Source organism: Streptomyces sp. NBC_00872 (genome assembly GCF_045161915.1).
Lineage (GTDB): Bacteria > Actinomycetota > Actinomycetes > Streptomycetales > Streptomycetaceae > Streptomyces.
Genome location: NZ_CP108806.1, coordinates 4,800,915 through 4,824,601 on the forward strand (window position 1 = coordinate 4,800,915; position 23,687 = coordinate 4,824,601).

Sequence of the window (23,687 nt, forward strand, 5' to 3'; positions counted from 1 at the left end):
TCTGACTGATCGCTGCCATCTGTCCACGCGGTGGGCCTCGAAAGGGCCGAAGGGGTGGATCCCCACCCGGGAGGGGGCGATGCGTCAGGGGTGTGACTTGGTTGTGTTCTTGCCGCACGCGCGGTGCTCCGCCTACGGGGAGCGGCGCGTCGCACCCTTCGTGGCGCGGGCAAGGTCGGACCGGTCAGACACGGACCCATTCCACGGGGTTCCTGCGGCCTAGGGATGCCGCGTGGCAGAGCTTCGGAATGTGGGAACCGTCGGTGGAGGCGACCTTCATCGGGCCCTCCGAGCAGGCTGCTGTGGCGACGACGAGCGCGTCTACGACGTTTTCGTGACCGTCCAGGCCGGCGTCCTCCAGCAGTTCTGCCGCGCGGTCGGCGATGGTCTCGGTTGCGGGGATGACGGTGAGCCGGGAGCGGAGCCAGTGCAGGTGGTTCGCGGCCTGTCCGGTGCGGCGGACTTCGGCGATGCTGACCGTGGAGATGGCGGCCGCGTATCCCTCGGCTTCTGCGACCTTGAGCATCAGCGCCATTTTGCGATCCTGGTCGGCCAGGAGGGACAGTGGCTGTGCATCGAGCACGAGGAGGGCGCGGGGGAACGCCGCGGCTACTCGCCGTGCCATGTCCGGCGGGCCTCCTCGATCTCCTCGGGAGTGAAGGAGCCGTGCTCGTCCTCGTACGCCTCGACGATTTCCCTGGTTTTGGTCAGGGCGAGGGCGTGTTCGACGGCGTCGGAGACGAAGCGCGAGAAACCCCGGGCGCCGGTGCGGGCTTCTACTTGGCGGGCAAGCGATCTGGGGATAGTGACGGACTTCTTGACGGTGGTCTCGTCCGGAGGCGCATGCTCGATAGCCATACCAGGCATTATCCCACTAGGAGTAGGACTTCTGTCCAGTCGGGCGCCGACCTTCCGGCAGCCTCCTCTGGGTCCCTCTGCCGTGAAGCCGGCACTCCCGTGAAGCGAAGGAAAGGGCTCCTGGTTGCGTTTTCACAGGTCGGAAGGGTGGTGGGAGTGGTAGTGGGAGGGATGTGAGCCCGCTTCTGCGACCCGTTTCACCTACGCGGCTCTCCCGAGAAGCGGACATACCGCACCGTTTCCAACCCGTTGAGTCCTTCTTGATCGGCCTCTGCCGGGACTGGTACGGACGTATCCACACCGTGAGCAGCGGCTCGGTCGGAACGCGGGGCCGACCTTCTCGATCCGGGTCTGCCAGGCCCTGATTCGGAACACCCTCGCAGGCGCGGGGCCGACGACGTACGCGCCAACCTCCAGGCGACCGCGTGCGGAACACCCCCGCAGGCGCGGGGCCGACGGCGTGAAGCGCGTTGCGGTGGCGCGTTGGGAGGGAACACCCCCGCAGGCGCGGGGCCGACACCACGTAAGGCGAGAGCCCGGCCAGCAGCGGTGGAACACCCCCGCAGGCGCGGGGCCGACCCGCACGACCAGTCCACCGAATCCGCGACGGAGGGAACACCCCCGCAGGCGCGGGGCCGACTTCTCCGCGGGCGTACCGGTTGAGGGTGACCCAGGAACACCCCCGCAGGCGCGGGGCCGACGCCCTGGGCCGTCTCGATTGTTGCCTGGAGGGTGGAACACCCCCGCAGGCGCGGGGCCGACATCGCCGGAGGCGCCTACCTGGCCGGCGCCGCAGGAACACCCCCGCAGGCGCGGGGCCGACACTTGTTGAACTGGGCTTTTATCTGCGGGGGGCCTTGGTTTCAGTTAGTGGGATCGGCCCGAGACGTTGATCGAGGCTCTGTTGACAGGCGGCCGGAAAGAACAATGTGGTCGATCCCTCGCATGGCTGGCGCTGGCATTTGGGCCATCACATCACATGGCTGAACTGACGAGGGTGGTCTTTGGTGACTTGGCCCGGGTGGAGCCGTGCGGGTTCCCCGCGCGGGCGGTGCGGCTGTACCTGAGGTGGCTCGTCATGATGGCGGACTGGATCGTCGGCGACGTGGTCGGGCCCGGGGATCGTCTTGGGGAGGTGCAATGCGCCTCGTGTGCGGGGCAGTTGTGCTTCTGTTGGCTGCCGTGCCGTATGCAAAACACCCTCCCGGCCGCGTTTCCGCAGGTCGGGAGGGTGTGAGAGCGGTAGCGGAGGGATTTGAACCCTCGGTGAGTTTCCCCACACTCGCTTTCGAGGCGAGCTCCTTCGGCCGCTCGGACACGCTACCGGGAGAGAGCTTAGCCCACAGTGGGCCGTGGACCGAAATCGGTATCGCGCCGCGGCGATCGATGGGGCGGGGGAGGGGAGTCGGGGACGGCCGACGGGGAGCCGGCCGGTGGAATCCGGGTCCGCGGAAGTCCGGACGGACCGTCGGGTCAGCGCTCGCGGAAGAACGCCGTCAGCAGTGCGGAGCACTCGTCCGCGAGCACTCCCTGGATCACCTCGGGCCGGTGGTTGAGCCGTCTGTCCCGTACGACGTCCCAGAGTGAGCCGACCGCGCCGGCCTTCTCGTCGAGCGCGCCGAACACCACCCGGTCCACCCGGGACAGTACGAGCGCTCCCGCGCACATCGTGCACGGCTCCAGGGTCACCACCAGCGTGCAGCCCGTCAGCCGCCAGGCACCGACCTTCCCGGCCGCCCTGCGGATCGCCAGGATCTCCGCATGGCCGGTCGGGTCGCCGGTCGCCTCGCGTTCGTTGTGGCCCGTGGCGAGCACCGTGCCGTTGGGTGACAGCACGACGGCGCCCACCGGCACATCACCGGAGCGGGCCGCCCGTGCCGCCTCGTCCAGGGCGAGGCGCATGGACGCCCGCCACGGATCGCGCACGGGATCGCGTACCGGGCCGGGTTCCGGCACCGGGTCGTACCCGATCACTAGCGGACGGTCTCCAGCACCTCGGCGGCTCCCAGAGCCTCCGCGATCTCGGCCATCGCATCGGTGTCGAGCGCCAGCAGATCCGCCTCGGACAGCCCGAGGTCGCTGAGAATCTCACGGTCGCCGACGGCTCCCGCCGGCACGGTCTCCCCGTCGTTCACGGGGCTGTCGTTGTCGTCGTCCTCCTCGTCGTTCTCGTCCGGCTCGCCGTCCTCCGTACCGTCGAGGTCCAGCGCGTCGAGGTCGTCGGCGGGGTCGTCGTCATCCCTGCCGAGCAGTTCATCAATGAGGATCTCCCCGTACGAGGAGCGTGCGGCCGCGGCCGCGTCGGAGACATAGATACGAGGGTCTTCCTCGCCCTCCACACGGAGAATGCCGAACCACGCATCCTCCTGTTCGATGAAGACGAGCACCGTGTCCTCGTCAACCGAGGCCTCACGGGCCAGGTCGGTCAGGTCCGACAGGGTCTCCACATCGTCGAGCTCTGTATCGCTCGCTTCCCACCCGTCTTCGGTGCGCGCGAGCAGTGCGGCGAAGTACACCGTGACTCTCCCACTGGTCAGAGGTGTGACGATCCGGCGGTGCGCTGCTCTGCCCCGCCTACTCGGAATCGTGGCAGAAACGAGCGCTTCGCGAGAGGTCTTCCACCGTTGCGTCGTCAGGCCATTTTATTAGGACCCTGTTCGGCCCCCTGCACTCGGCCCGCACATCGCGCCCGCGCGCCGCCCGCACATCCCCTCCGCGGACCGGCGTGGCTACCAGCGGAAGGTGCGCATCCGCATCTGCTGGCGCATCCGCGCGGCGCGGGCCCGGCGGGGCTTCACGCGCTCGCGCAGGGCCTTGGCCTCATTCAGCTCCCGCAGGAACTGCGCGCGCCGCCGACGGCGCTCCGCCGCCTCGTCCTCGTCCTCATCCCGCGGGACCCCCCGTTCCTGGTCTTTTTCCTGTTCTTGACCCTGCTCCCGCTGATTCCGGTCCGGCATCGACGCCTCCCCGCCCCAGGCTTGGTCCTCAGCTCCTTCCCTCGTGAGCGGGGGTTGATGCCCAGGCCTTGGTGGCAGCGCGTACGGCCTTGGCCCCCGGTTACTGTGTCGCCATGCGGATTCATGTCGTCGACCACCCGCTGGTGGCGCACAAACTCACCACGCTGCGCGATCGGCGCACCGACTCAGCGACCTTCCGGCGGCTCGCCGACGAACTGGTCACCCTGCTGGCGTACGAGGCCACGCGGGAGGTACGGACCGAGCAGGTCGACATCGAGACCCCGGTGACGGCCACGACGGGTGTGAAGCTCTCCTACCCGCGCCCCCTGGTGGTGCCGATCCTCCGGGCGGGCCTCGGCATGCTCGACGGGATGGTGCGGCTGCTGCCGTCCGCCGAGGTGGGCTTCCTCGGGATGATCCGCAACGAGGAGACGCTCCAGGCGTCCACCTACGCGAGCCGGATGCCCGAGGACCTCTCGGGCCGCCAGGTGTATGTCCTGGACCCGATGCTGGCGACGGGCGGCACGCTGGTGGCGGCGATACGAGAGCTGATCAAGCGCGGCGCGGACGATGTGACGGCCGTGGTGCTGCTCGCGGCGCCCGAGGGCGTCGAGGTGATGGAACGGGAACTGACGGGCACGCCGGTGACGGTCGTGACCGCGGCGGTCGACGAGCGGCTCAACGAGCACGGCTACATCGTCCCGGGCCTCGGCGACGCGGGCGACCGCCTCTACGGGACTGCCTCTTTCTAGGGCTCGGTTCGTCTCCGGGGCGCGCGCACCCTGTCCGCCCCGGTCACCCCGTCCGCCCTGGGCGCGAAGACGTACCGGCTACGCACGGCCGCCGGCGAGTGAGCCGAAGGGGCGCGTCGGTGCCGAAAGGGAGAGCGCGCGCAGGTCCGTGAGGTACGAGCGGACCGAGCACGGTCGACCGTCGGCATCGACAAAGAGCGCCCCGGAGGCGAACCGAGCCCCGAAAAAGAAGGTGTGTGAGCCGAAGGGGCGCGTCGGTGTCGAAAGGGAGAGCGCGCGCAGGTCCGTGAGGTACGAGCGGACCGAGCACGGTCGACCGTCGGCATCGCCCGCGGCCGGAGGCCGCTGATGGACACAGCAAGCGCCCGGAGGCGAACCGAGCCCCCAAGAAAGGGGGCGGGCTCAGTGTTTCTGGGGTTGGGGTACCGAGTTGCGGGGTTGTTGGGCCGGGTCCGCGGCGCAGCCGGAGTCCTTTGCCGTCGTGCTGACCAGCGTGGCCAGCGCCTCCTCCGCGTCCTTCTGGACGTTCAGGCTGGTGAAGGTCGCTCCGAGGAGCAGATCGACGTCCGTCCTCTTGCGCGCGTCGGTCTTCGTCGTGGCGCCCTTCAGCTGGGTGCCGAGCACGGTGAGCTCTTTGTTCCAGGAGGACTTCGAGCCCAGCAGTATCCCGGCGCCCGGGATCTTCTTGTCGTACTTGGCCGGGGCGTTGCCCACCTTGCCGATGAGGAAGCCGCGCTTCTTCAGCTCGTCGGCCGTGGTCTTGGCCAGACCGGCGCGTGGCGTCGCGTTGTAGACGTTGACCTTGATCTGGCCCGGTTTGGGCAGGGCCAGGGCCGATGCCGTGGAGGCACTGCAGCTCTGCTTCCGGCCCGCGGCGGTGAGTTTCTTGCCCGCTTCGCCCGAGAAGACATCGATGAGCTGCATGGTCCCCCAGCCGGCCAGGCCGAGGGCGACGATTGCGGAGGTGCCCGCGAGTACCAGCCTGCGGCGGTGCCGGGGGCGGCTCATCCGTGGGTACTTGTCACCCGTGATGCGGTACTTACCGCCCAGGCCGGGGGGAGTGAGCATGCTCATGTGCGCAGCGTAGTGCGCACCAATGACCAGGTCCTACTAAATGATCAACGGGTTGAGCTGTCCGGGGTGTGAAAGGCCCTGAAAGGCGCAGTCATCACCCGTACGGCCCCGCCGTCAGCCCAGATCCAGCTCCAGCACACGCGCGTGCAGCACCTGGCGCTGCTGCAGCGCGGCGCGGACGGCGCGGTGCAGCCCGTCCTCCAGATAGAGATCGCCCTGCCACTTCACGACATGCGCGAACAGGTCTCCGTAGAAGGTGGAGTCCTCGGCGAGCAGCGTCTCCAGGTCCAGTTGGCCCTTGGTGGTCACGAGCTGATCGAGGCGGACCGGGCGCGGCGCGACATCCGCCCACTGCCGGGTGCTTTCCCGGCCGTGGTCGGGATACGGCCGCCCGTTACCGATGCGCTTGAAGATCACACGGAAAGCCTACCGGGCGACCGGCTCCGGGCGCAGCCATGGCGTCGGAGTACAAAGGTGGCAATCCGTGTCGTAGCGGGAGCAAAGTGTGAGCGGAACCCATTCGTCCGCCCGGTCTCCGCGGATCGGCCGCGGCTGACGCGGCCGATCCGGTGACGCGGCGGCGTGCTCGGAAGCGGAACGCCGTGGGCGCGGAGGCTCCACGCCCACGGCGTAGACGCGCCGTGTCGGCAGTTCGGTGCGCCGTGTCGGTGCGCCGCGCCGGGCAGTTCAGTGCGCCATGCCGGGCTGTTCAGTGCTCCGTCACGACGTGGGCGCGTGGCCGCGGCCGTGGGTGCGGTGCTCGGCAGGGGCGCTCTCGGCCTTGCCGCGCGCCGGGGCGGACTCCTTCCGCGCCGGGGCGGAGAGGGAGCTCAGGTCGTGCGCGTAGGTGCCGACGGCGTTGGCGATGACACCGATGTTGGCGCCGAAGTACTTCATATTGATGTTGGACAGGTTGTCGCAGGCGGAGTGGTAGCACTTGTCGAACGCCACCCCGGCCTCGCCGCCGTACTTCCTGGCCTGGGCCTCGCTCTTGATGCCCTCGGCGCCGGTGAAGGTGCCGCCGGAGGCGATGCCCGCCTCCATGAAGGGGCCGTAGTCGGAGCGGCCGTCGAAGTCCGTGCCCTCGTGCGGGACGCCCCGGCGGTCGAGGAAGTCGTTGATGCCCTTCTCCAGCTGGGCGGAGCCCTCGGGGCCCGGTCCTGCTCCCGTGGCGTCCGAGTCGTCGCCGTCGTAGACGAACTGGGCGGCGTTGGGCGAGCCGATCATGTCGAAGTTCAGATACAGCGCGATGTCCGCGCGCTGTTCCGGGGTGAGCCGGGTGACATAGGACTCGGCGCCGAGCAGCCCCAGCTCCTCCGCCGACCACCAGGCGAAGCGCACCTTGTTGGTGGGCCTGTCATGGGTCTCGGCGAGTTCGAGGGCCACCTCCAGCAGCCCGGCGGAGCCCGTGCCGTTGTCGTTGATACCGGCGCCCTCGGTGACCGAGTCGAGATGCGCGCCGAGCATGACCGTACGGTCGGCGTCGCCGCCCTTGGTCTCGGCGATCACATTGCGGGTGGTGCGCTCCTCCTGGAGCTGCCGGAGCTCCAGCGAGATGGTCACCGGGCCGGCCCCGGCCTCGGCGGCGAGCGCCTCGCCCTCGGCCTGGGTGATACCGCCGGTGGGGATCACCCCGGCGTCGGGGCCGCCGAGCGTGCCGTTGAGCGAGCCCGCGGTGTTGTTGTAGATGACCGCGCCGGCCGCGCCGGCCGCCCCGGCCTCCCGCTGCTTGGTGGCGAAGTCGCAGCCGCCGCGCTGGATCAGCGCGATCTTGCCGGTGAAGGCCCCGGCGGCGTAGTCGGCGGGCTCGCAGCCCGTGGTCGCGTCGACCGGTACGGCGGCGAGGGCCGCCCGGGTGCCGCCCTCCGGGGTGGACTTCGTGTACGACATGGCCACTATGGCGACATCGCGGGGCGTCGGTGTCGTGACCGAGAGTTTCTCGGCGAGCGTCTCGATATAGGTGATGTCGAAGGTGTCGTAGGAGACGCGGTAGCCCGCCTTCTTGAGCTTGTCGTGGACATAGGCGGCCGAGGCGTCGTGGCCGGGGGTGCCGGCGGCTCTGTGGCCGTCGGCGGAGTCCGCGATGGCCTGGAACGCCTTGAGGTGCTTGTAGGCGTCCTTGGCGGACGACTCACGCACCAGCTTCTTGGAGAGTTTCGCGGCCTCCTTGCCCGGGTGGTGAGCTCGTGCGACGGCGGGGGAGGCGGTGAGCAGAAGCGGCGCGGCCAGCGCGGTGACGGCCGCAACAGCCACGAGACTGCGGGGAGTTGCCTTCACAAGGGTCCTTCCGGCGAGAACGGATGTGAGCGAGCGTGAGGAAAATTAGCGAGCGACGCGCCGTCTGTGAACTGATGTGTCGCAGGTCACACCGGATGGGGAGGGGCGGACCGTGACCGGTCGAGGGCCGCGGGGCTCAGCGTTTGTCCGGGGGACCGGGGCTCTTCGCCGCCTTCGCGGCCCGCTTGGCCTCCTGTTTGAACGCCCTGACCTTGGCCAGCGATTCGGGTCCGGTGATGTCCGCCGCCGAGCGGTAGGAGCCCTCGTCGCCGTACGCGCCCGCGGCCTCCCGCCAGCCCTCCGGCCGTACGCCGTACTGCTTGCCCAGCAGGGCCAGAAAGATCTGGGACTTCTGGGTCCCGAAGCCGGGCAGCGCGTTGAGCCGCTCCCGTACCTCCGTGCCGGTGGCGACATCACGCCAGATCGCGGTGGCGTCGCCGTCGTAGTGCTCGACCAGGTACTGGCAGAGCTGCTGTACGCGTCCGGCCATGGACCCCGGATAACGGTGTACGGCGGGCTTCTCCGAGAGCAGCGCCACGAAGGCCTCGGGGTCGTACGCGGCGATCTGCCGCGCGTCGAGATCGTCACCGCCCATGCGTACGGCGATGGTGCGGGGGCCGGAGAACGCCCACTCCATGGGAACCTGCTGGTCCAGCAGCATGCCGATCAGCGCGGCCAGCGGACTGCGGCCGAGCAGCTCGTCGGCCTCGGGCTGTTGTGCGAGCCGGATTGTGGTGCTCATTCCCCGATGATCACCCTGTCCCGGGCGTGACGCACGTACACCGCACACGGCCAGTGTGTTCATATGACTAATTTGTGGTGCGGATGGCGCAACCGGAGGACGGGTAGATCTGGGCCGACCGGGTGACAGGACAGGGGGGCGGTCCACGTGGTGTCGGCGTTCCTGACCGGCTCATTCCGGTGCAGGGACATATTCCGGAACCTTCGGGAAAGGCCGCTCGCCCGTGACACAGCCCTTTGAACTGCCGGATTTCTATATGGCCTATCCGGCCCGGCTCAATCCCCATCTGGAGGAGGCCAGGGAGCACTCCAAGAAATGGGCCAGGGACATGGGGATGCTGGAGGGGTCGGGGATCTGGGAGGAGCACGACCTCGATTCCCACGACTACGCCCTGCTCTGCTCGTACACCCATCCGGACTGCGACGGTCCGGCGCTTTCCCTGGTCACCGACTGGTATGTGTGGGTGTTCTTCTTCGACGACCATTTCCTGGAGGTCTACAAACGGCCCCAGGACCGGGCCGGCGGCAAGGCGTATCTGGAGCGGCTGGCCGCCTTCATGCCGATGGATCTCTCCGCCGGATTCCCCGAGCCGACCAATCCGGTCGAGGCGGGGCTCGCGGATCTCTGGGCCCGTACGGTCCCCAGCATGTCCATGGGATGGCGTGAGCGGTTCGCGGAGAGCACCGAGAATCTGCTCAACGAGTCCGACTGGGAGCTCGCGAACATCAACGCGGAGCGGATCGCCAACCCCGTCGAGTACATCGAGATGCGCCGCAAGGTCGGCGGAGCGCCGTGGTCGGCGGGGCTCATCGAGTACGCGGCGGGCGCCGAGGTGCCCGCGGAGATCGCCGGCTCCCGTCCCCTGCGCGTCCTCAAGGACACGTTCTCCGACGGCGTCCATCTGCGCAACGACCTCTTCTCGTACCAGCGGGAGATCGAGGAGGAGGGCGAGCTGAGCAATGGCGTGCTCGTCCTGGAGACCTTCCTCGGCTGTACGACCCAGGAGGCGGCCGAGGCCGTCAACGATCTGCTCACCTCGCGCGTCCAGCAGTTCGAGCACACCGCGCTGACCGAACTGGGGCCGCTCTTCGCGGAGAAGGGCCTGGCCCCGGAGCTGTGCGCGGACACCCTGGCCTATGTGAAGGGCCTTCAGGACTGGCAGTCGGGCGGCCATGAGTGGCACATGCGCTCCAGCCGCTATATGAACGGCGGCGGTGCCGGACCGGGGGACCCCCTGCCCGGTGGCGTCCCGTCGCCCGGCGCGTCGTTCTCGATGACCCCGGTCGGTCTCGGCACGGCCGCGGCCGATATCGCGAGAACGATCGGCGCGGGCACCCCGGCGCGGCTGCGCGGCTACAGCCATCGGCTGTTCCAGAAGGTCGGACCGTCCAGGCTGCCCGACTTCCATATGCCGTTCGAGGCCTCCCTGAGCCCGCACCTCGACCACTCGCGCGAGCATGTCGTCGAGTGGTCCCACCGGATGGGGATCCTGGAGGCGCAGCCCGGTATCCCGGGCTCGGACGTCTGGGACGAGGAGCGGCTGCGCCGTATCGATCTGCCGCTCTGCGCCGCCGGCATCCATCCGGACGCCGCGCCGGAGGCGCTCGATCTGACCTCGGACTGGCTGACCTGGGGGACGTACGGCGACGACTACTACCCGGTGGTCTACGGCAATGCCCGCGATGTGGCGGGCGCGAAGGCCTGCAACGAGCGGCTGCTGCTCTTCATGCCGGTGGAGACCGACGAGGTGCCGGTGCCGACGACCGGTCTGGAGCGGGGACTGGCGGATCTCTGGATCCGTACGGCCGGTCCGATGGACACGGCGGCCCGGCGCACCTTCCGTGACGCCGTCGAGGAGATGATCGCGAGCTGGCACTGGGAGCTGGTCAACCAGGTGCAGCACCGGATCCCCGACCCCGTCGACTACATGGAGATGCGGCGGCAGACCTTCGGCTCGAACATGACGATGAGTCTGTCCCGGCTCAGCCATGGCCGGGTGGTGCCGCCGGAGATCTACCGCACCGGGCCGATGAGGTCCCTGGAGAACGCGGCGCAGGATTACGCCTGCCTCATGAACGATGTCTTCTCGTACCAGAAGGAGATCGAGTTCGAGGGCGAGATCCACAATGGTGTCCTCGTCGTGCAGAACTTCTTCGACTGCGACTACCCGACCGCTCTCGCCGTCGTCGACGATTTGATGAAGTCGCGGATGAGCCAGTTCCAGCATGTCGTCGCCGATGAACTGCCCGTGCTGTATGACGACTTCGACCTCGACGACGACGCGCGACGGGTGCTCGACGGTTATGTGAAGGAGCTGGAGAACTGGCTCTCGGGCATTCTCGTATGGCACCGGGACTGTCATCGGTACAAGGAGTCGGACCTGCTCCACGACCGGGCCGGTATCACCCGGTGGATCCCGCCCGTGCCGAATGGGATCGGCACCTCGGCGGCGCGGATTTCCCTGCCCGGCTGGGAATCTGTGCGACTGGTCCCCCATATGGTGCAGTAACTCGCTTGTGCACCACGGCGTTTGGCATCCGGTCAATGTGAGTGTCTACCGGATGGGGGCCGAGGGTGGCGAGCGGATACGCACTGTACGGGCGCGCGGAGCGGCTGGCGCCGCGCGCCCCGGAGCCCCGGGAGGCCCAGCGGGTGCGTACGGCGGTGCTGGAGGGCGTCGCCGGATGGGTTCCCGGGGAACCGGTCCCCAATGAGGCGCTGCCCGCCGCCTGGGGGGTCGACGACGCGTGGGTGCGTACGCGCACCGGTATCGCGAGTCGGCACCGGGCGGGCACCGGGGTGTCGACGGGGGATCTCGCGTACGAGGCGGCCCGGCGGCTGCTCGGCGTCGCGCGGCCGGGGGCGGTGACGGAGCCGGGGGCGGACTCCGGGCCGGCGGGCGGGCCGGGAACCGGTCCCGCGATAAGTCCCGGGACGGGCTCCGGGACCGGGCGGGTGACCGGTCCCGGGCCTGGACCGGGTGCCGGGCCAGGTGCCGGGCCGGTGACCGGCGCCGCCGCCGGTCCCGCGGTGGATGTGGACGCCGTGGTGCTGGCCACGGCCACACCGGACCATCCCTGTCCCGGCACGGCCCCCGCGCTGGCGGCGCGGCTGGGTCTCGGGCCGGTGCCCGCGTTCGACATCGGCGCGGTGTGCAGCGGCTTCGTCTACGGTCTCGCGGTCTGCCGGGGCCTGGTGGTGTCCGGACTGTACGACCGGGTGCTGCTCGTCGGCGCCGATGTGTACTCGACCTGGCTGGACCCCCGGGACCGCGCGTCGGGCGTGGTCTTCGGCGACGGCGCGGGGGCCGCGCTCATCGGCGCGGGCCGGGCGGGCGCCCCCGGCGAACTGCTCGCCTTCGACCTGGGCAGCGACGGCGCCGGATACGACCTGATCACCGTGGCCGGGGGCGGGTCACGGGCCCGTGCCGCGGACCGGCCGCCCGCCGACGGGGACGAGTTCTTCCGGATGCGGGGCCGGGCCGTCTACCAGCACGCGGTCGAGCGGATGACCGCTTCCTGCCGCTCCCTGCTGACCACCGTGGGCTGGGACGCGGCCCAGGTCGACCACTTCGTACCGCACCAGGCCAACGCGCGGATCCTGCGGGCGGTCGCCGGGCGGGTGGGGATCGGCGCGGACCGCTGTGTCATACATCTCGACCGGGTGGGCAACACCGGCGCGGCCTCCATCCCGCTGGCCCTGGCCGACGCACAGGCCCGGGGGCGCCTGCGCGCGGGCGACCGCGTGCTGCTCACCGCCTTCGGCGGCGGTCTCACCTGGGGCACGGCGGCGCTCCGCTGGCCCGGTACTCCACGGGCCGCGGCCCACGACGGAAGGAACGAATCATGACGCAGCGGAACGGGACGGCCCTCGGCCGGGAGCCCGGACAGGGCGCCGGCCCGGTGGCGGTGACCGGACTGGGGGTGGTGACCCCGGCCGGCGGCGACGAGCGGGCCTTCTGGGCGGGGCTCCGCGCCGGGCGGTCCGTCGCCCGGCGGCGGGAGGAACTGGCGGGCATCCCGGTCGACTTCGCCTGCGCGGTCGACGATCTGGATGTGGACGCCGCGGTGGGCGGGCGCTCGGTATGGCGGATGGCGAGGTTCGTGAAGCTGGCGCTGATCGCCGCCCGGCAGGCGGTGGCGGACGCCGGACTCGACCCCGCGGCCTGGGAGCCCGGCCGGGTGGGCGTGGTGCTCGGGGTGGGGGTCGGCGGGGTCTCCGTACTCGTCGACGGCGCGCTGAAACTGCGCGAGCAGGGACCGCAGTCGGTCTCCCCGCTGCTGGTGCCGATGATGATCCCGAACGCCGCCGCCGGGGAGGTCGCCATCGCGCTCAAGGCGCGGGGGCCGAGCCTGGCGCCGGTGACCGCCTGCGCCTCCGGTGCCACGGCGATCGCGCTGGGACGCGATCTGCTGACCGGCGGACAGTGCGACGTGGTGGTGGCGGGCGGAGCCGAATCCGTACTGACGCCCCTGGTGGTGACGGCCTTCGCGCGGATGGGCGCGCTGTCGACACGTACGGACGACCCCGCCTCGGCGTCCCGGCCGTTCGCCGCGGACCGGGACGGCTTCGTCCTCGGTGAGGGCGCCGCGATGGTCGTACTGGAACGGGAGACGGACGCGCGGGCCCGGGGCCGGGCGCCGCGCGCGCTGCTGGCCGGGGCGGGCGCCAGCACGGACGCGTACCACCCCACGGCGCCGGAACCGCACGGCAGGGGCGCGCAGGCGGCGGTCGAGGCGGCGCTGCGCGACGCGGGGTGGAGCGCCTGCGACGTCCAGCACGTCAACGCGCACGGGACGTCCACCCACCTCAACGACGCCATGGAGGCGACGCTGATCGAGCGGGTCTATCCGCACCGGCCACCGGTCACCGCGCCCAAGGGGGTGGTGGGGCACACGCTGGGGGCCGCGGGGGCGATCGAGGCGGTGGCGACGGTGCTGACCCTCGAACACGGCGTGATTCCACCGGTCGCCAATCTGGACGCGCCCGATGTCGGGTTCGATCTCGACTGTGTGACCAAGGAATGCCGGCGGCACTGTGTGGAGACCGCGATCAGCCACTCCTTCGGCTTCGGCGGGCACAACGTGGCCCTGGCGTTCTGCCGCGCATGAGGACGGCGAAGGCGCCCCAGGGGGGCCTTTCGAATGAATGTTTTGAGGTTCGGGGTGGGGAAGAGTCGTTTCTTCGCCACTCCTTGATCGTTCTTTTCGCGTGAGCGTACTGATCGACCATGACGGTGTGGAGTCCACGGGCGCCGTGGACCCGACGGCCCCGGCGGACTCGATGGACACCACGGCGGCCCGGCTGACGCGTGTGCTGTTCGGAGAGGAGTTCTCCCGCGTGCACGGACCCTGGCGACGGCTGGTGGCGGCGGAACCGTTCCGCCGCCCGGCGGACGCCTCTCCCCGGGCGCGGGTCGCCCTGGCGTACGCGCGGCTGCGTACGCTCAACGACTCGCTCGACAGCCCGCTCGCGCTGGCGGCCGACCCCCGCCGGCTGGCGGCGCTGTACGAGTGGCTGGGCCCGGTCGACTCCTGCCTCACGACCGTGGCCGGCATTCACTACAACCTCTTTCTCGGCAGTCTGCTCGATCACGCCACCCCGGCCGGCGCGGACGGACGGGACCAGGAACCGGCCCGGGATCTGGCGGACTTCCTGGCGCTGCGCAGGGTGGGCACCTTCCTCTGTACGGAGGTGGCGCACGGCAACGACGCGGCGGCCCTGGAGACGACGGCCGTCTACGACCGCGACAGGGACGGCTTCGTCCTGCACACCCCGCACGCGGGGGCGCAGAAGTTCATGCCCAACACCAGCCCGGTCGGCGGCCCCAAGTCGGGTGTGGTGGCGGCCCGGCTGCTCGTGGACGGCGCCGACCACGGTGTCTTTCTCTTCCTGACCCCGCTGACCGACGGCGAGCGCGCACTCCCCGGGGTACGGGTGCGCGGACTGCCCGCCCTCTTCGGCAGCCCGGTCGACCACTCCCTGACCTCGTTCGACCGGGTCTTCGTGGCACGGGACGCGCTGCTGGGCGGCGCGCAGGGCCGGCTCGGCGCGGACGGCGTGTTCACCAGTGAGCAGAGCAACCGCCGGCGGCGCTTTCTGACCTCGATCGGCCGGGTCACCACGGGCAAGCTCTCGATGAGCGCGGGCGCCCTCGGCGGGGCGCGGGTCGCCCTGGCGCTCGCCGTGCGGTACGGCGGACACCGGCTGATCTCGGGTGCCAGGGCGGTGGACCGCGTACCGGTGTTCGCCCACCGCAGCCACCACGGCCCGCTGGTCTCGGCCCTGGCCACGGTCTACGCGATGAGCCTGCTGCACCGCGCCGCCCTGGACGCGTGGGTGGCGCACACCGAGGAGAGCAAGGGCGAGACGGAGCGGACGGTCGCCGTCGCCAAGGGCTGGATCACCTGGCAGGCGCGCGCGGTCATCCTGGAGTGCCGGGAACGGTGCGGCGCGCAGGGGCTGTTGGAGAGCAACGGTCTGGCCGAGCTGATGGCCGGGGCCGAGGGCGCCATCACGGCGGAGGGCGACAATCTCGCGATCTACGCGAAGGCGGCGGCCGAGATCCTGTTCGCGGCCGGGTCACCGGAGTCGGACGGCTCCGGGCACGGCGGCCCAGGGCACGGTGGCTCCGGGCACGGCGGCCCAGGGCACGGTAGCTCCGGGCAGGGCGGCTCGGGTTACGGCGTCCCGGGACGTGACGGATCAGGACGTGACGGATCAGGACGTGGCGGTCCCGGGCGCCGTGGCCCCGGTGAGTACGGCGGCGCGGACGGCGCCGACGAGGACGGACCGGTGGCCACCCGCGAACTCTCCGACCCCCGCTTCCTGGGCGCTCTTCTCGCCGGGGTCGAGGAGGTGTGGCTGGCGCGTGCCCGCCGCCGGATGAGCCAGGCACCGCGCGGCGATTCGCTGGCGCGCTGGAACACCGCCTCCGGTGCCGCGCTGCGGGCCGTCGAGGCCCATGCCCACCGCCGCGCGGGCGAGGCCTTCGCCGCGGCGGCGGCCGAGCTGGCGCCCGGCACCGCCGCCCATGATCTGCTGCGTTCGCTGCACCGGCTCTTCGCGCTCCAGTGGATCGACCGGAACAGCGGCGATCTGCTGGCCGCGGGCCGGCTGGCCCCACGCCATGTCGACGGGCTTCCCGAGGCCGTCGAACGGCTCATCGCCGAACTGGCCGGTCACGCGCCCACCCTGGTCGAAGCCTTCGCCCTGCCCGAGGAGATGCTCGCCGACTGGCCCATCGCCGGGGCCCGTTACGTCGACGCGTACGACGACGCGCAGGCCGCCTGGCACTCCGTACCCGCTTGAATCCACCGACCTCCAGAACCGATCCCTCCCACCAACAACGCAAGGACACGCCATGAGCGAGATCCACCCGCGGATCAACGAGGTACTCACCGAGACCTTCAAGGTGCCCGCCGCCGAGATCGTCCCCGGGGCCACCATGGACAGCCTGGAGATGGACTCTCTCGCCGTCGCCGAGTTCGCCGTGATCATCAAGGAGACGCTGGGTATCGACACGGACTCGGACACGCTCCTCAAGGGCGCCACCCTGGCCGAGATCACCGCGTTCCTCGACGATGCGGCCGTGAGCGTCGGCCGATGAGCGGACCCGCCCGCCGGCCGATGACCGGAACCGCCGTCGCCGTCACCGGTCTGGGCATGATCACGCCGGTCGGGAACGACACCGAGTCCACCTGGAACGGGGTGTGCGCCGGGGTCTCGTCGGCCCGTACGCTCCCGGAACTGCGGGGCTGTGCCGTCGACTTCGCCTGTACGGTCGACGGTATCGATCTCGCCGCCGCGGTCGGCGGGCGTACGGCCTTCCGTATGGGCAGATATGTGAAACTCGCGCTGATCGCCGCGGCCGAGGCGGTCGCGGACGCCGGGCTCGACCCGGAGTCCTGGGACGGCACGCGGGTCGCCGTCGTGGTCGGGACCAGCAGCGGGGGCTCCGCGAGCGTGGCGGAACAGGCCGTGGCGCTCGACCGGCGCGGTCCCGAGGCCACCTCGCCGGCGGGTGTCCTGCTCACGATCCCCAATATGCCGGCGGCCGAGATCGCCGTCAGGATGCGGGCCACCGGGCCGAGCATGGCGCCGTGCACGGCCTGCTCCTCGGGGGTGACGGCGCTCTCCGTGGCACGTGATCTGCTGGCCGCGGGGCAGTGCGACATCGCGGTGGCGGGCGCCACCGAGGCGATGATCTGCCCGCTCGCGATGACCGGGTTCGCCCGCTCGGGCGTGGCCGCCCTGGCCGGTCCCGGGGTCGACCCCGCCCAGCTGTGCCGGCCCTTCGCGGCGGACCGCGCCGGGCTGGTCATGGGCGAGGGCGCCGCGATCATGGTGCTGGAGCGGGAGAGGGACGCGCGGGCGCGCGGCGCGAGGCCACGGGCGCTGCTGGCGGGCGCCGGGGCCACCACCGACGCCCATCACCCCACGAGCCCGCATCCCTCGGGCGCCGTCGCGCAGCGGGCGGTCGAGGCGGCGCTGCGGGACGCGGGATGGCACGCCGGCGAGGTCGAGCACGTCAACGCGCACGGCACGTCGACGCCGCTCAACGACGCGACCGAGGCCGCCCTGATCAGCCGGGTCTTCCCGCACCGGCCCTCCGTCACCGCTCCCAAGGGCGTGCTGGGGCACTGCATGGGCGCGGCCGGCGCGATCGAGGCGGGGCTGACCGTGCTGACGCTCCAGCACGGGGTGATCCCGCCGATCGCCAATCTGGACGCGCCGGCGGCCGGGTTCGACATCGACTGTGTGACCAAGCGGCCGCTGCGCCAGCGGATCGACCGGGCCGTCAGCCACTCCTTCGGCTTCGGCGGTCACAACGCGGTCCTGGCGCTGCGACGCGCCTGACCGTTTCCCCGTACCGCGGTACGGAATCCCACCGCGGTACGGAATCCCTTCGTGCGCGGTACGGATCCGCTGTCCTCGCACGCGGTACGGATCGCCGACCCGCCGCACGCGGTACGGATCGCCGATCCGCCGCACGGATCGCCGCCGTCGTCGTACGGGGCGCCCCGTACCGCCGTCGTGACCGCCGTCGTGCCCCCGCACGGAACGCCGTCCCCCACCACCGGTCCCCCGGCGCCGGGGGGCGGTCCACCGACCCGACGGGTCCACCGACCCCGACTGGAGAACGCTCACCCATGCGCGGACACCCGCCGCTTCTCGGCCGTACCGCCGTCGTCACCGGCGCCGCGCGCGGTGTCGGCGAGCAGCTCGCCCGCACCCTCTCCGCGCGTGGCGCGCGACTGGCCCTCGTCGGTCTGGAGGAGGCCGAACTCGCCCGTGTCGCGGCGTCGTTGACCGGCGAGGCGGCGCACTGGCACACGGATGTGACCGACGCGGACGCCATGGTCCGTACGGCGCGGAGCGTCCAGGAACGTTTTGGCACGATCGATGTGGTGGTCGCCAACGCCGGGGTCGCGGCGAGCGGTCTCTTCCGCCACCGCGACCCCGACGTGTGGCGGCGTGTCATCGAGGTCAATCTCATCGGCAGCGCCAACACCGCCCACGCCTTTCTCCCGGCGCTGCTGGACTCACGCGGCTACTACCTCCAGATCGCCTCGCTCGCGGCCCTCGCCCCCGCGCCGATGATGACGGCGTACTGCGCGTCGAAGGCCGGGGTGGAGGCCTTCGCGCACACCCTGCGGACCGAGGTCGCGCACCATGGCGTACGGATCGGGGTCGGCTATCTGAGCTGGACCGACACCGACATGGTCAGGGGCGGCGAGCAGGTGGCCGCGCTGCGTGAGCTGCGCTCCCGGCTGCCCTGGCCGGCCGGGCGCACCTATCCGCTGGGCCCCGCGGTGGACCGGCTCGCGGCGGGGGTCGAGCGCCGTGCCCGCAATGTCTACGGGCAGCCGTGGCTGCGGGCGGCCCGGTTCGCGCGCACCGCCCTTCCCTCCCTCGTGGTCCGCCATACCCGCGCGCATATGCCGGTGCTCGAACCACGGGCCGCCGACGCACCCGCGACGCTGCTGGGCGCGGGAGGCGCGGCGGACAGTACGAGTCGTCCGACGGCTCCGACGGCTCCGACGGTTCCGCATCCGCTGTCCGGCACGAGTCCCGTACCGGAAATATGATGAATGCGGGGTTTGTGCAGCCGCACGGACCCCAGGGGCCACAAGGCCACACATGGCTACTCCGTAGCGAGGCGGTGCATGACCCGGCGTCGTCCCCCGCGCTCGACGAGCGCCGAGGATCTGCTGAGCACACTTGGGCGCCTCACCGCCCAGGCGCGGGAGGGGGCGGAGCTCCAGCACGCCCGGGTGGAGCTGGCCGAGGCGTTGCAGCGGGACATGCTGCCCGCCCGGCTGCCCGCGGTGCCGGGGCTGCGGACCGCCGCCCGGTACGCGCCCTCCCGCGACGGCCTGGACATCGGCGGTGACTGGTATGACGGCTTCCCGCTCTCCGACGGATCGCTGGCGTTCTGCGTCGGCGATGTGCAGGGCCACGATGTCGAGGCGGCGGCGTTCATGGGACAGGTCCGGATCGGACTGCGGGCGGTCGCCACCACCGCGCGGGACCCGGGCGAGGTGCTGAGCCTGGCGAACGATCTGCTGCTGTCGGCGGACTCCAGCCTCTTCGCGACCTGTACGTTCCTCCGCTTCGATCCGGTGCGATGGGAGATCCGGAGCGCTCGCGCCGGCCATGTCGCCTCGGTGTGGGCGACGGTCGACGGCTGGTCCGGATACGCCGAGGACGCGGGAGGTCCCCCGCTGGGCATCGTGGCGGGCGAGAGGTACCCCGTGACCCGCCGCGGTCTGACGAGCGCGGGAGCCTACGTCCTGCTCACGGACGGTGTCATCGAGGGGCCCACCTTCCCGGTCGAGGAGGGGCTGGCCCGGGTGGCCAAGGTGGTCGCCGCCGGGGCCGGCGCCGATCCCGGCGAGCTGGCGGCCGAGGTGATGAAGGTGGCCGAGCTGACAGGTCACACGGACGACGCCGCCGTCCTCGTCCTGCGCCATGACGGGCCGCCCCGCGCACCCCGTACATCACCGGTCGATACCCGTACGTCACCGGTCGATACCCGTACGTCACCGGTCGAGACCTGTACGTCACCGGTCGATACCTGTACGTCACCGGTCGAGACCTGTACGTCACCGGTCGAGACCTGTACATCGCCGGTCGGGACCGGTTCCCGGGCCGCCCGGACGGCCGTCCCGTCCCGCGGGTCGCCGGACGCGGCCGGACCGCACACCGTCGTCCCGGACGCGCCGCTGCCCGACGGCGCCACCGCGCACAGGACCGGGTGACGTGCCGCGCCGGCGGTGCGGGGCACGGCCGACCCGGGCGGGAGGCACTGTCCGATGGCTGCTGTAGCGAGCGGTGAGGCGTTCCGACGGCTGTCCCTGACCGTTCTGCGGATCCTCGGCGTGGCCGTCGCCTACTACGCGGGCGGGCAGCTCGGGCTGCTGAAGCAGGTACGGATCGAGGGCGCGACCGTCACCCCCCTCTGGCCGGCCACCGGTATCGCCCTGACCGCTCTGCTCCTGCTCGGTCTCGACGTCTGGCCGGGGATCACTCTGGGCACCCTCTTCAGCATCGTGACGCTCGGCCCCTTCGTGCCCGCCGATGTGGCGATCCTGGCGGGGAACACCCTCGCCCCGGTCTGCGCCTGTCTGATGCTGCGGCGCGTGGGGTTCCGTCCGGAGCTGGACCGGCTGCGGGACGGGGTCGCCCTGGTGTTCCTGGGCGCCCTGGTGGGGATGCTGATCAGCGCGACGGCGGGCGCGGGGGCGATGGTCCTCGCCGGCAGACTGGCCCCGGGGGACTTCTGGGCCATCTGGTCGGCGTGGTGGGCGGGCGACGCCATGGGGGTGCTGGTGGTCGCTCCCTTCCTGCTCGCGCTGCGCAGGTTCCGGCTGCCCGTACCGACCCACCGCTGGCCCGAGGTGACGGCTCTGGTGATCACCGCCGCCGTGCTCACACCCCTGGCCATCATGAGTTCGCTGACCCTGCTGTTCCTGGTCTTCCCGGTGCTGATCTGGGCGGCTCTCCGCTTCGAGCTGCCCGGGAGCGCGCCGTATGTGCTGTTCGTCTCCGTACTGACGATCTCCGAGTCGACCGATCCGGTCGGCGGGTTCGCCCATCACAACCTCATCGAGCGGATGATCGGCCTTCAGGCGCTCAACGGGTCCGCGGCGCTGACCTCGCTGCTGCTGGCGGCGATCATCACCGAGCAGCGGAACGTCCGGCTGAGGATCGAGCAGGCCTGTGACGCGCTGGGCGAGGTGGTGGAGCGGCTTGTGCCGGGGGAGAAGGCGGGCCGCTGGAGACAGGAAGGAGGTCGTTGGAGGCGGGACGTCGGAGCTGGTGAAGAAGGCGAAGAAGGCGAAGGAGACCACCAAGGAGGGAAAGGAGGGAAAGGGGGCAAAGAAGAAAGGGGAGAAGGGATACGGGGGAGCGGAAAGCCCGGGGAGAGCCGGGGGAGTCCATGAAGGAAGCGAGCCATGCCCCTCACAGGAGCGATGTTCCTCGGCGCCGAGCGGCGCACCGGCCGGGAGCCGGTCATCGCCTCGGTCGACCCCCGTACGGACACGGTGCTGGAACCCGGTTACGGCTCCGCGGCCCCCGAGGACGTCGCCCGCGCCTGCGAGCTGGCGGAAGAGGCCGCTCCGGCGTACCGGGCGACCTCCCCCGAGCGCCGCGCGACCTTCCTGGAGCGGGTCGCGGACCGGGTGGAGGCGCTCGGCGAGGAGCTGACCGTCCGGGCCATGGCGGAGAGCGGCCTCCCGTCCGGCCGTATCCGCGCCGAACGGGACCGTACGACCGATCAGCTGCGGCTCCTGGCGGCCGAGGTACGGGACGGCGGCTGGGTGGAGGCACGGATCGACCGGGCGCTGCCGTACCGCACGCCGCGCCCCCGCCCCGATCTGAGGGCCCGTCAGGTGGGGCTGGGGCCGGTGGCGGTGTTCGGCGCGAGCAACTTCCCGCTCGCCTTCTCGGTCGCGGGCGGTGACACGGCGGCGGCGCTCGCCGCGGGCTGTCCCGTGGTGGTCAAGGCGCACAGCGCCGATCTGGGCACCTCGGAACTGGTCGGCTCGGCGGTGGCCGCCGCCGTACGCGAGAGCGAGCTGCCCGCAGGAGTCTTCTCGCTGCTCTTCGGCTCCGCCGTCGAGATCGGCAGGGCGCTGGTCGCCGATCCGCGCATCCGGGCGGTCGGCTTCACCGGCTCGCGGGCGGGCGGCACGGCGCTGCTGCGTACGGCCGCCGCCCGGCCCGTACCGATCCCGGTGTACGCCGAGATGGGCAGCGTCAATCCGGTCTTTCTGCTCCCCTCCGCGCTGCGCGACCGGGCCGCCGCGCTCGCCCGGGGCTTCGTCGCGTCGCTGACGACGGGGGCGGGGCAGCTCCGTACGAAACCGGGGCTGCTGGTGGCCGTCGAGGGGCCGGAGCTGACGGAGTTCCTGACGGCCGCGGGCGAGGAGGTGTCCGCGTACACCGGCGAGACGATGCTCAGCCGTGGTGTCCATGACGCCTACGAACGCGCCGTGGCGGCGCTCGCGGCGGTCGAGGGCGTACGGGAGAGGGCCGCCGGCCGGCCGGGCGAGGGCGCCAACACCTGTGTGGCCCGGCTGTTCACCGCCCCGGCCGAGTTGTTCCTCGCGCGGCCGGGGCTGCACGACGACGTGTTCGGCGCCGCCGCGACGGTGGTGGTCTGCCGCGATCCCGGCCGGCTCGTCGAGGTCGCGCGGGCGTTGCGGGGGCAGCTCACGGCCACGGTCCACCACGGCGCGGGGGAAGCGCGCCCGGGGGAACCGCGTACGGGAGAGCCGCGTGCGGGGGAAGCGCGTACGGGCGAAGGGCGTACGGCGGAAGGGCGCGCGGGCGAAGGGCGCGCCGGGGAAGGGCGTACGGGTGATCTGGACACCGTCCGCGCGCTGCTGCCGATCCTGGAGACCAAGGCCGGACGGATCGTCTTCGACGGCTGGCCCACGGGGGTCGAGGTCGGGCACGCCATGGTGCACGGCGGCCCGTTCCCCGCCGCCTCGGACAGCCGCTCCACCTCGGTGGGCACCCTGGCCGTCCGCCGCTTCCTGCGCCCCGTCTGCTACCAGGACGTACCCGCCGATCTGCTGCCCCCCGCCCTCTCCGACGAGAACCCGTACGGTCTGCGGCGCCGCCTGGACGGCACGCGGGAGCAGATCTGAGCGGCGCTCGCGAGCGGTCCGGCCGGTGCCGGGCGCGGCGCCAGCGCCAGCGGCAGCGTCAGTCGCAGGCGCGGCCGCAGCGTCAGGTCTGGGCCAGGCCGCCGTCGACGAAGAGTTCGGCTCCGGTGGTGAACGAGCTCTGGTCGGAGGCGAGGAAGAGGGCCATGGCGGCGACCTCCTCCGGCCGGCCCATCCTGCCCAGCGGTATCCCCGCCGCGAAGCTGTCCTTCAGCCGTCGCCGGAGCCGGGGGCCGCGGTCGGCCAGCCCGTCGATACCGGGCGTCTCGACGGGACCGGGGCTGATCGCGTTCACCCGTATGCCCCGCCCGGCCAGTTCGGCCGCCCAGCTGCGGGCCAGACTGCGGATCGCGGCCTTGGTGGCGCTGTAGACGCTCATCGCCTCCACGCCGCGCGAGCCGTTGGTGGAGGAGAGCAGGATCACCGAGGCGCCGTCGGGTAACAGCGGCAGCGCCTTCTGGGCGGTGAAGACCAGTCCCTTGACGTTGATGTCGAAGGTGCGGTCGTAGTGTTCCTCGGTGATCTCCCCGAGCCGGGCGAACTCACCGCCGCCCGCGTTGGCGACGAGGACGTCCAGCCGGCCGCTGCGTTCCCTGATCGTCGCGTAGAGCCGGTCGAGATCGTCCAGGTCCGAGACATCGCCCGGTATGCCGATGGCCCGCTCACCGCCCGCCCGGCCGTTGACCGCGTCCACGGCCGCGTCCAGTTCGGGCTTGCGGCGGCCGGTGACGTACACCGTCGCGCCCTCGGCGGCGAAGCGGTCGGCGACGGCGAGACCGATACCGGCGGAACCGCCGGTCACGAGCGCCGTCTTGTTGTCGAGCTGTCCCATGTGTCTCCGTTCCAT

21 protein-coding genes, 1 tRNA gene, 1 pseudogene and 1 CRISPR repeat array are annotated in these 23,687 nt (G+C 71.5%); of the genes and pseudogenes, 11 read left to right on the top strand and 12 right to left on the bottom strand.

The window, feature by feature from the left end:
* Nucleotides 1–184 precede the first annotated feature (184 nt).
* The 6 genes from OG214_RS20510 to OG214_RS20535 all read right to left on the bottom strand — a co-directional run bounded on the left by OG214_RS20510 (nucleotide 185) and on the right by OG214_RS20535 (nucleotide 3,815).
* Entirely contained in the window at nucleotides 185–625 is a 441-nt protein-coding gene (locus OG214_RS20510; protein ID WP_405985555.1) for a DNA-binding protein, read from the bottom strand.
* Nucleotides 610–858: a hypothetical protein gene (locus OG214_RS20515; protein WP_365905176.1), complete on the bottom strand. Its 249-nt coding sequence runs from the start codon at nucleotides 856–858 to the stop codon at nucleotides 610–612. The genes OG214_RS20510 and OG214_RS20515 overlap by 16 nt, the downstream gene beginning before the upstream one ends.
* Nucleotides 859–1,226: 368 nt before the next feature.
* A CRISPR array of direct repeats spans nucleotides 1,227–1,681; the repeat unit is 28 nt; unit sequence GGAACACCCCCGCAGGCGCGGGGCCGAC.
* Nucleotides 1,682–2,098: 417 nt separating this feature from the next.
* Nucleotides 2,099–2,183 (bottom strand) — tRNA-Ser (locus tag OG214_RS20520).
* 148 nt (nucleotides 2,184–2,331) lie between these two features.
* Complete coding sequence (gene tadA, locus OG214_RS20525) at nucleotides 2,332–2,760, bottom strand: tRNA adenosine(34) deaminase TadA (protein ID WP_363081613.1); 429 nt, start codon at nucleotides 2,758–2,760, stop codon at nucleotides 2,332–2,334.
* Nucleotides 2,761–2,831: 71 nt separating this feature from the next.
* The gene (locus OG214_RS20530) at nucleotides 2,832–3,374 is read right to left on the bottom strand and encodes a hypothetical protein (RefSeq protein ID WP_363081588.1); all 543 of its coding nucleotides are present in this window, start codon (nucleotides 3,372–3,374) and stop codon (nucleotides 2,832–2,834) included.
* 213 nt (nucleotides 3,375–3,587) lie between these two features.
* The gene (locus OG214_RS20535) at nucleotides 3,588–3,815 is read right to left on the bottom strand and encodes a hypothetical protein (RefSeq protein WP_363081587.1); all 228 of its coding nucleotides are present in this window, start codon (nucleotides 3,813–3,815) and stop codon (nucleotides 3,588–3,590) included.
* Between the two features lie 113 nt (nucleotides 3,816–3,928).
* Here OG214_RS20535 and upp point away from each other — a divergent pair, with 113 nt between their 5' ends.
* On the top strand, nucleotides 3,929–4,567 hold the full coding sequence (upp, locus tag OG214_RS20540) for a uracil phosphoribosyltransferase (protein ID WP_363081585.1): 639 nt from the start codon (nucleotides 3,929–3,931) through the stop codon (nucleotides 4,565–4,567).
* A gap of 402 nt (nucleotides 4,568–4,969) precedes the next feature.
* On the opposite strand, the gene OG214_RS20545 is transcribed toward upp, so the two are convergent.
* From OG214_RS20545 to OG214_RS20560, 4 genes are all read right to left on the bottom strand, one after another.
* Nucleotides 4,970–5,641 (bottom strand): LytR C-terminal domain-containing protein, encoded by a 672-nt coding sequence (locus OG214_RS20545; RefSeq protein WP_363081741.1) that lies wholly within the window; start codon nucleotides 5,639–5,641, stop codon nucleotides 4,970–4,972.
* A gap of 114 nt (nucleotides 5,642–5,755) precedes the next feature.
* Nucleotides 5,756–6,058: a type II toxin-antitoxin system VapB family antitoxin gene (locus tag OG214_RS20550; protein WP_023540426.1), complete on the bottom strand. Its 303-nt coding sequence runs from the start codon at nucleotides 6,056–6,058 to the stop codon at nucleotides 5,756–5,758.
* 303 nt (nucleotides 6,059–6,361) lie between these two features.
* Entirely contained in the window at nucleotides 6,362–7,918 is a 1,557-nt protein-coding gene (locus tag OG214_RS20555) for a M28 family metallopeptidase (protein ID WP_405985556.1), read from the bottom strand.
* Between the two features lie 136 nt (nucleotides 7,919–8,054).
* Entirely contained in the window at nucleotides 8,055–8,660 is a 606-nt protein-coding gene (locus OG214_RS20560; RefSeq protein ID WP_363081739.1) for an HhH-GPD-type base excision DNA repair protein, read from the bottom strand.
* Between the two features lie 223 nt (nucleotides 8,661–8,883).
* Here OG214_RS20560 and OG214_RS20565 point away from each other — a divergent pair, with 223 nt between their 5' ends.
* The 6 genes from OG214_RS20565 to OG214_RS20590 all read left to right on the top strand — a co-directional run bounded on the left by OG214_RS20565 (nucleotide 8,884) and on the right by OG214_RS20590 (nucleotide 17,519).
* Complete coding sequence (locus tag OG214_RS20565) at nucleotides 8,884–11,169, top strand: family 2 encapsulin nanocompartment cargo protein terpene cyclase (RefSeq protein ID WP_405985557.1); 2,286 nt, start codon at nucleotides 8,884–8,886, stop codon at nucleotides 11,167–11,169.
* A 155-nt stretch (nucleotides 11,170–11,324) separates the two neighbouring features.
* Nucleotides 11,325–12,509, top strand: a complete 1,185-nt coding sequence (locus tag OG214_RS20570) for a beta-ketoacyl-ACP synthase 3 (protein ID WP_405987559.1) — start codon at nucleotides 11,325–11,327, stop codon at nucleotides 12,507–12,509.
* Nucleotides 12,506–13,771: a beta-ketoacyl-[acyl-carrier-protein] synthase family protein gene (locus tag OG214_RS20575; protein WP_405985558.1), complete on the top strand. Its 1,266-nt coding sequence runs from the start codon at nucleotides 12,506–12,508 to the stop codon at nucleotides 13,769–13,771. The genes OG214_RS20570 and OG214_RS20575 overlap by 4 nt, the downstream gene beginning before the upstream one ends.
* A gap of 172 nt (nucleotides 13,772–13,943) precedes the next feature.
* Entirely contained in the window at nucleotides 13,944–15,971 is a 2,028-nt protein-coding gene (locus OG214_RS20580; protein ID WP_405987560.1) for an acyl-CoA dehydrogenase, read from the top strand.
* Nucleotides 15,972–16,023: 52 nt separating this feature from the next.
* Nucleotides 16,024–16,269 (top strand): acyl carrier protein, encoded by a 246-nt coding sequence (locus tag OG214_RS20585; RefSeq protein WP_363081736.1) that lies wholly within the window; start codon nucleotides 16,024–16,026, stop codon nucleotides 16,267–16,269.
* Nucleotides 16,270–16,289: 20 nt separating this feature from the next.
* On the top strand, nucleotides 16,290–17,519 hold the full coding sequence (locus OG214_RS20590) for a beta-ketoacyl-[acyl-carrier-protein] synthase family protein (RefSeq protein WP_405987561.1): 1,230 nt from the start codon (nucleotides 16,290–16,292) through the stop codon (nucleotides 17,517–17,519).
* Here the strand turns inward: OG214_RS20590 and OG214_RS20595 are convergent.
* Nucleotides 17,486–17,737 (bottom strand): hypothetical protein, encoded by a 252-nt coding sequence (locus OG214_RS20595; RefSeq protein WP_405985559.1) that lies wholly within the window; start codon nucleotides 17,735–17,737, stop codon nucleotides 17,486–17,488. The two genes, OG214_RS20590 and OG214_RS20595, sit on opposite strands and share 34 nt — an antisense overlap.
* A gap of 75 nt (nucleotides 17,738–17,812) precedes the next feature.
* On the opposite strand from OG214_RS20595, the gene OG214_RS20600 reads away from it, so the two are divergent.
* The 4 genes and pseudogenes from OG214_RS20600 to OG214_RS20615 all read left to right on the top strand — a co-directional run bounded on the left by OG214_RS20600 (nucleotide 17,813) and on the right by OG214_RS20615 (nucleotide 22,822).
* Nucleotides 17,813–18,751: an SDR family oxidoreductase gene (locus OG214_RS20600; protein WP_405985560.1), complete on the top strand. Its 939-nt coding sequence runs from the start codon at nucleotides 17,813–17,815 to the stop codon at nucleotides 18,749–18,751.
* Between the two features lie 78 nt (nucleotides 18,752–18,829).
* Nucleotides 18,830–19,654, top strand: a pseudogene (locus OG214_RS20605) (PP2C family protein-serine/threonine phosphatase); the annotation flags it as partial.
* Between the two features lie 324 nt (nucleotides 19,655–19,978).
* Nucleotides 19,979–21,109: an MASE1 domain-containing protein gene (locus OG214_RS20610; RefSeq protein WP_405985561.1), complete on the top strand. Its 1,131-nt coding sequence runs from the start codon at nucleotides 19,979–19,981 to the stop codon at nucleotides 21,107–21,109.
* Between the two features lie 12 nt (nucleotides 21,110–21,121).
* Nucleotides 21,122–22,822, top strand: a complete 1,701-nt coding sequence (locus OG214_RS20615; protein ID WP_405985562.1) for an aldehyde dehydrogenase (NADP(+)) — start codon at nucleotides 21,122–21,124, stop codon at nucleotides 22,820–22,822.
* Between the two features lie 82 nt (nucleotides 22,823–22,904).
* Here the strand turns inward: OG214_RS20615 and OG214_RS20620 are convergent, their stop codons facing one another.
* Nucleotides 22,905–23,672: an SDR family NAD(P)-dependent oxidoreductase gene (locus OG214_RS20620; protein ID WP_405985563.1), complete on the bottom strand. Its 768-nt coding sequence runs from the start codon at nucleotides 23,670–23,672 to the stop codon at nucleotides 22,905–22,907.
* Between the last annotated feature and the right edge of the window lie 15 nt (nucleotides 23,673–23,687).

What these genes read in the sequence shown, in the direction of transcription:
- OG214_RS20580 (WP_405987560.1), top strand. Translation starts at nt 13,944, where the DNA reads ATGGACACCACGGCGGCCCGGCTGACGCGTGTGCTGTTCGGAGAGGAG.
- OG214_RS20610 (WP_405985561.1), top strand. Translation starts at nt 19,979, where the DNA reads ATGGCTGCTGTAGCGAGCGGTGAGGCGTTCCGACGGCTGTCCCTGACC.
- OG214_RS20600 (WP_405985560.1), top strand. Translation starts at nt 17,813, where the DNA reads ATGCGCGGACACCCGCCGCTTCTCGGCCGTACCGCCGTCGTCACCGGC.
- OG214_RS20585 (WP_363081736.1), top strand. Translation starts at nt 16,024, where the DNA reads ATGAGCGAGATCCACCCGCGGATCAACGAGGTACTCACCGAGACCTTC.
- OG214_RS20560 (WP_363081739.1), bottom strand. Translation starts at nt 8,660, where the DNA reads ATGAGCACCACAATCCGGCTCGCACAACAGCCCGAGGCCGACGAGCTG.
- OG214_RS20590 (WP_405987561.1), top strand. Translation starts at nt 16,290, where the DNA reads ATGACCGGAACCGCCGTCGCCGTCACCGGTCTGGGCATGATCACGCCG.
- OG214_RS20510 (WP_405985555.1), bottom strand. Translation starts at nt 625, where the DNA reads ATGGCACGGCGAGTAGCCGCGGCGTTCCCCCGCGCCCTCCTCGTGCTC.
- OG214_RS20620 (WP_405985563.1), bottom strand. Translation starts at nt 23,672, where the DNA reads ATGGGACAGCTCGACAACAAGACGGCGCTCGTGACCGGCGGTTCCGCC.
- OG214_RS20575 (WP_405985558.1), top strand. Translation starts at nt 12,506, where the DNA reads ATGACGCAGCGGAACGGGACGGCCCTCGGCCGGGAGCCCGGACAGGGC.
- upp (WP_363081585.1), top strand. Translation starts at nt 3,929, where the DNA reads ATGCGGATTCATGTCGTCGACCACCCGCTGGTGGCGCACAAACTCACC.
- OG214_RS20535 (WP_363081587.1), bottom strand. Translation starts at nt 3,815, where the DNA reads ATGCCGGACCGGAATCAGCGGGAGCAGGGTCAAGAACAGGAAAAAGAC.
- OG214_RS20545 (WP_363081741.1), bottom strand. Translation starts at nt 5,641, where the DNA reads ATGAGCATGCTCACTCCCCCCGGCCTGGGCGGTAAGTACCGCATCACG.
- OG214_RS20615 (WP_405985562.1), top strand. Translation starts at nt 21,122, where the DNA reads ATGCCCCTCACAGGAGCGATGTTCCTCGGCGCCGAGCGGCGCACCGGC.
- OG214_RS20515 (WP_365905176.1), bottom strand. Translation starts at nt 858, where the DNA reads ATGGCTATCGAGCATGCGCCTCCGGACGAGACCACCGTCAAGAAGTCC.
- tadA (WP_363081613.1), bottom strand. Translation starts at nt 2,760, where the DNA reads ATGCGCCTCGCCCTGGACGAGGCGGCACGGGCGGCCCGCTCCGGTGAT.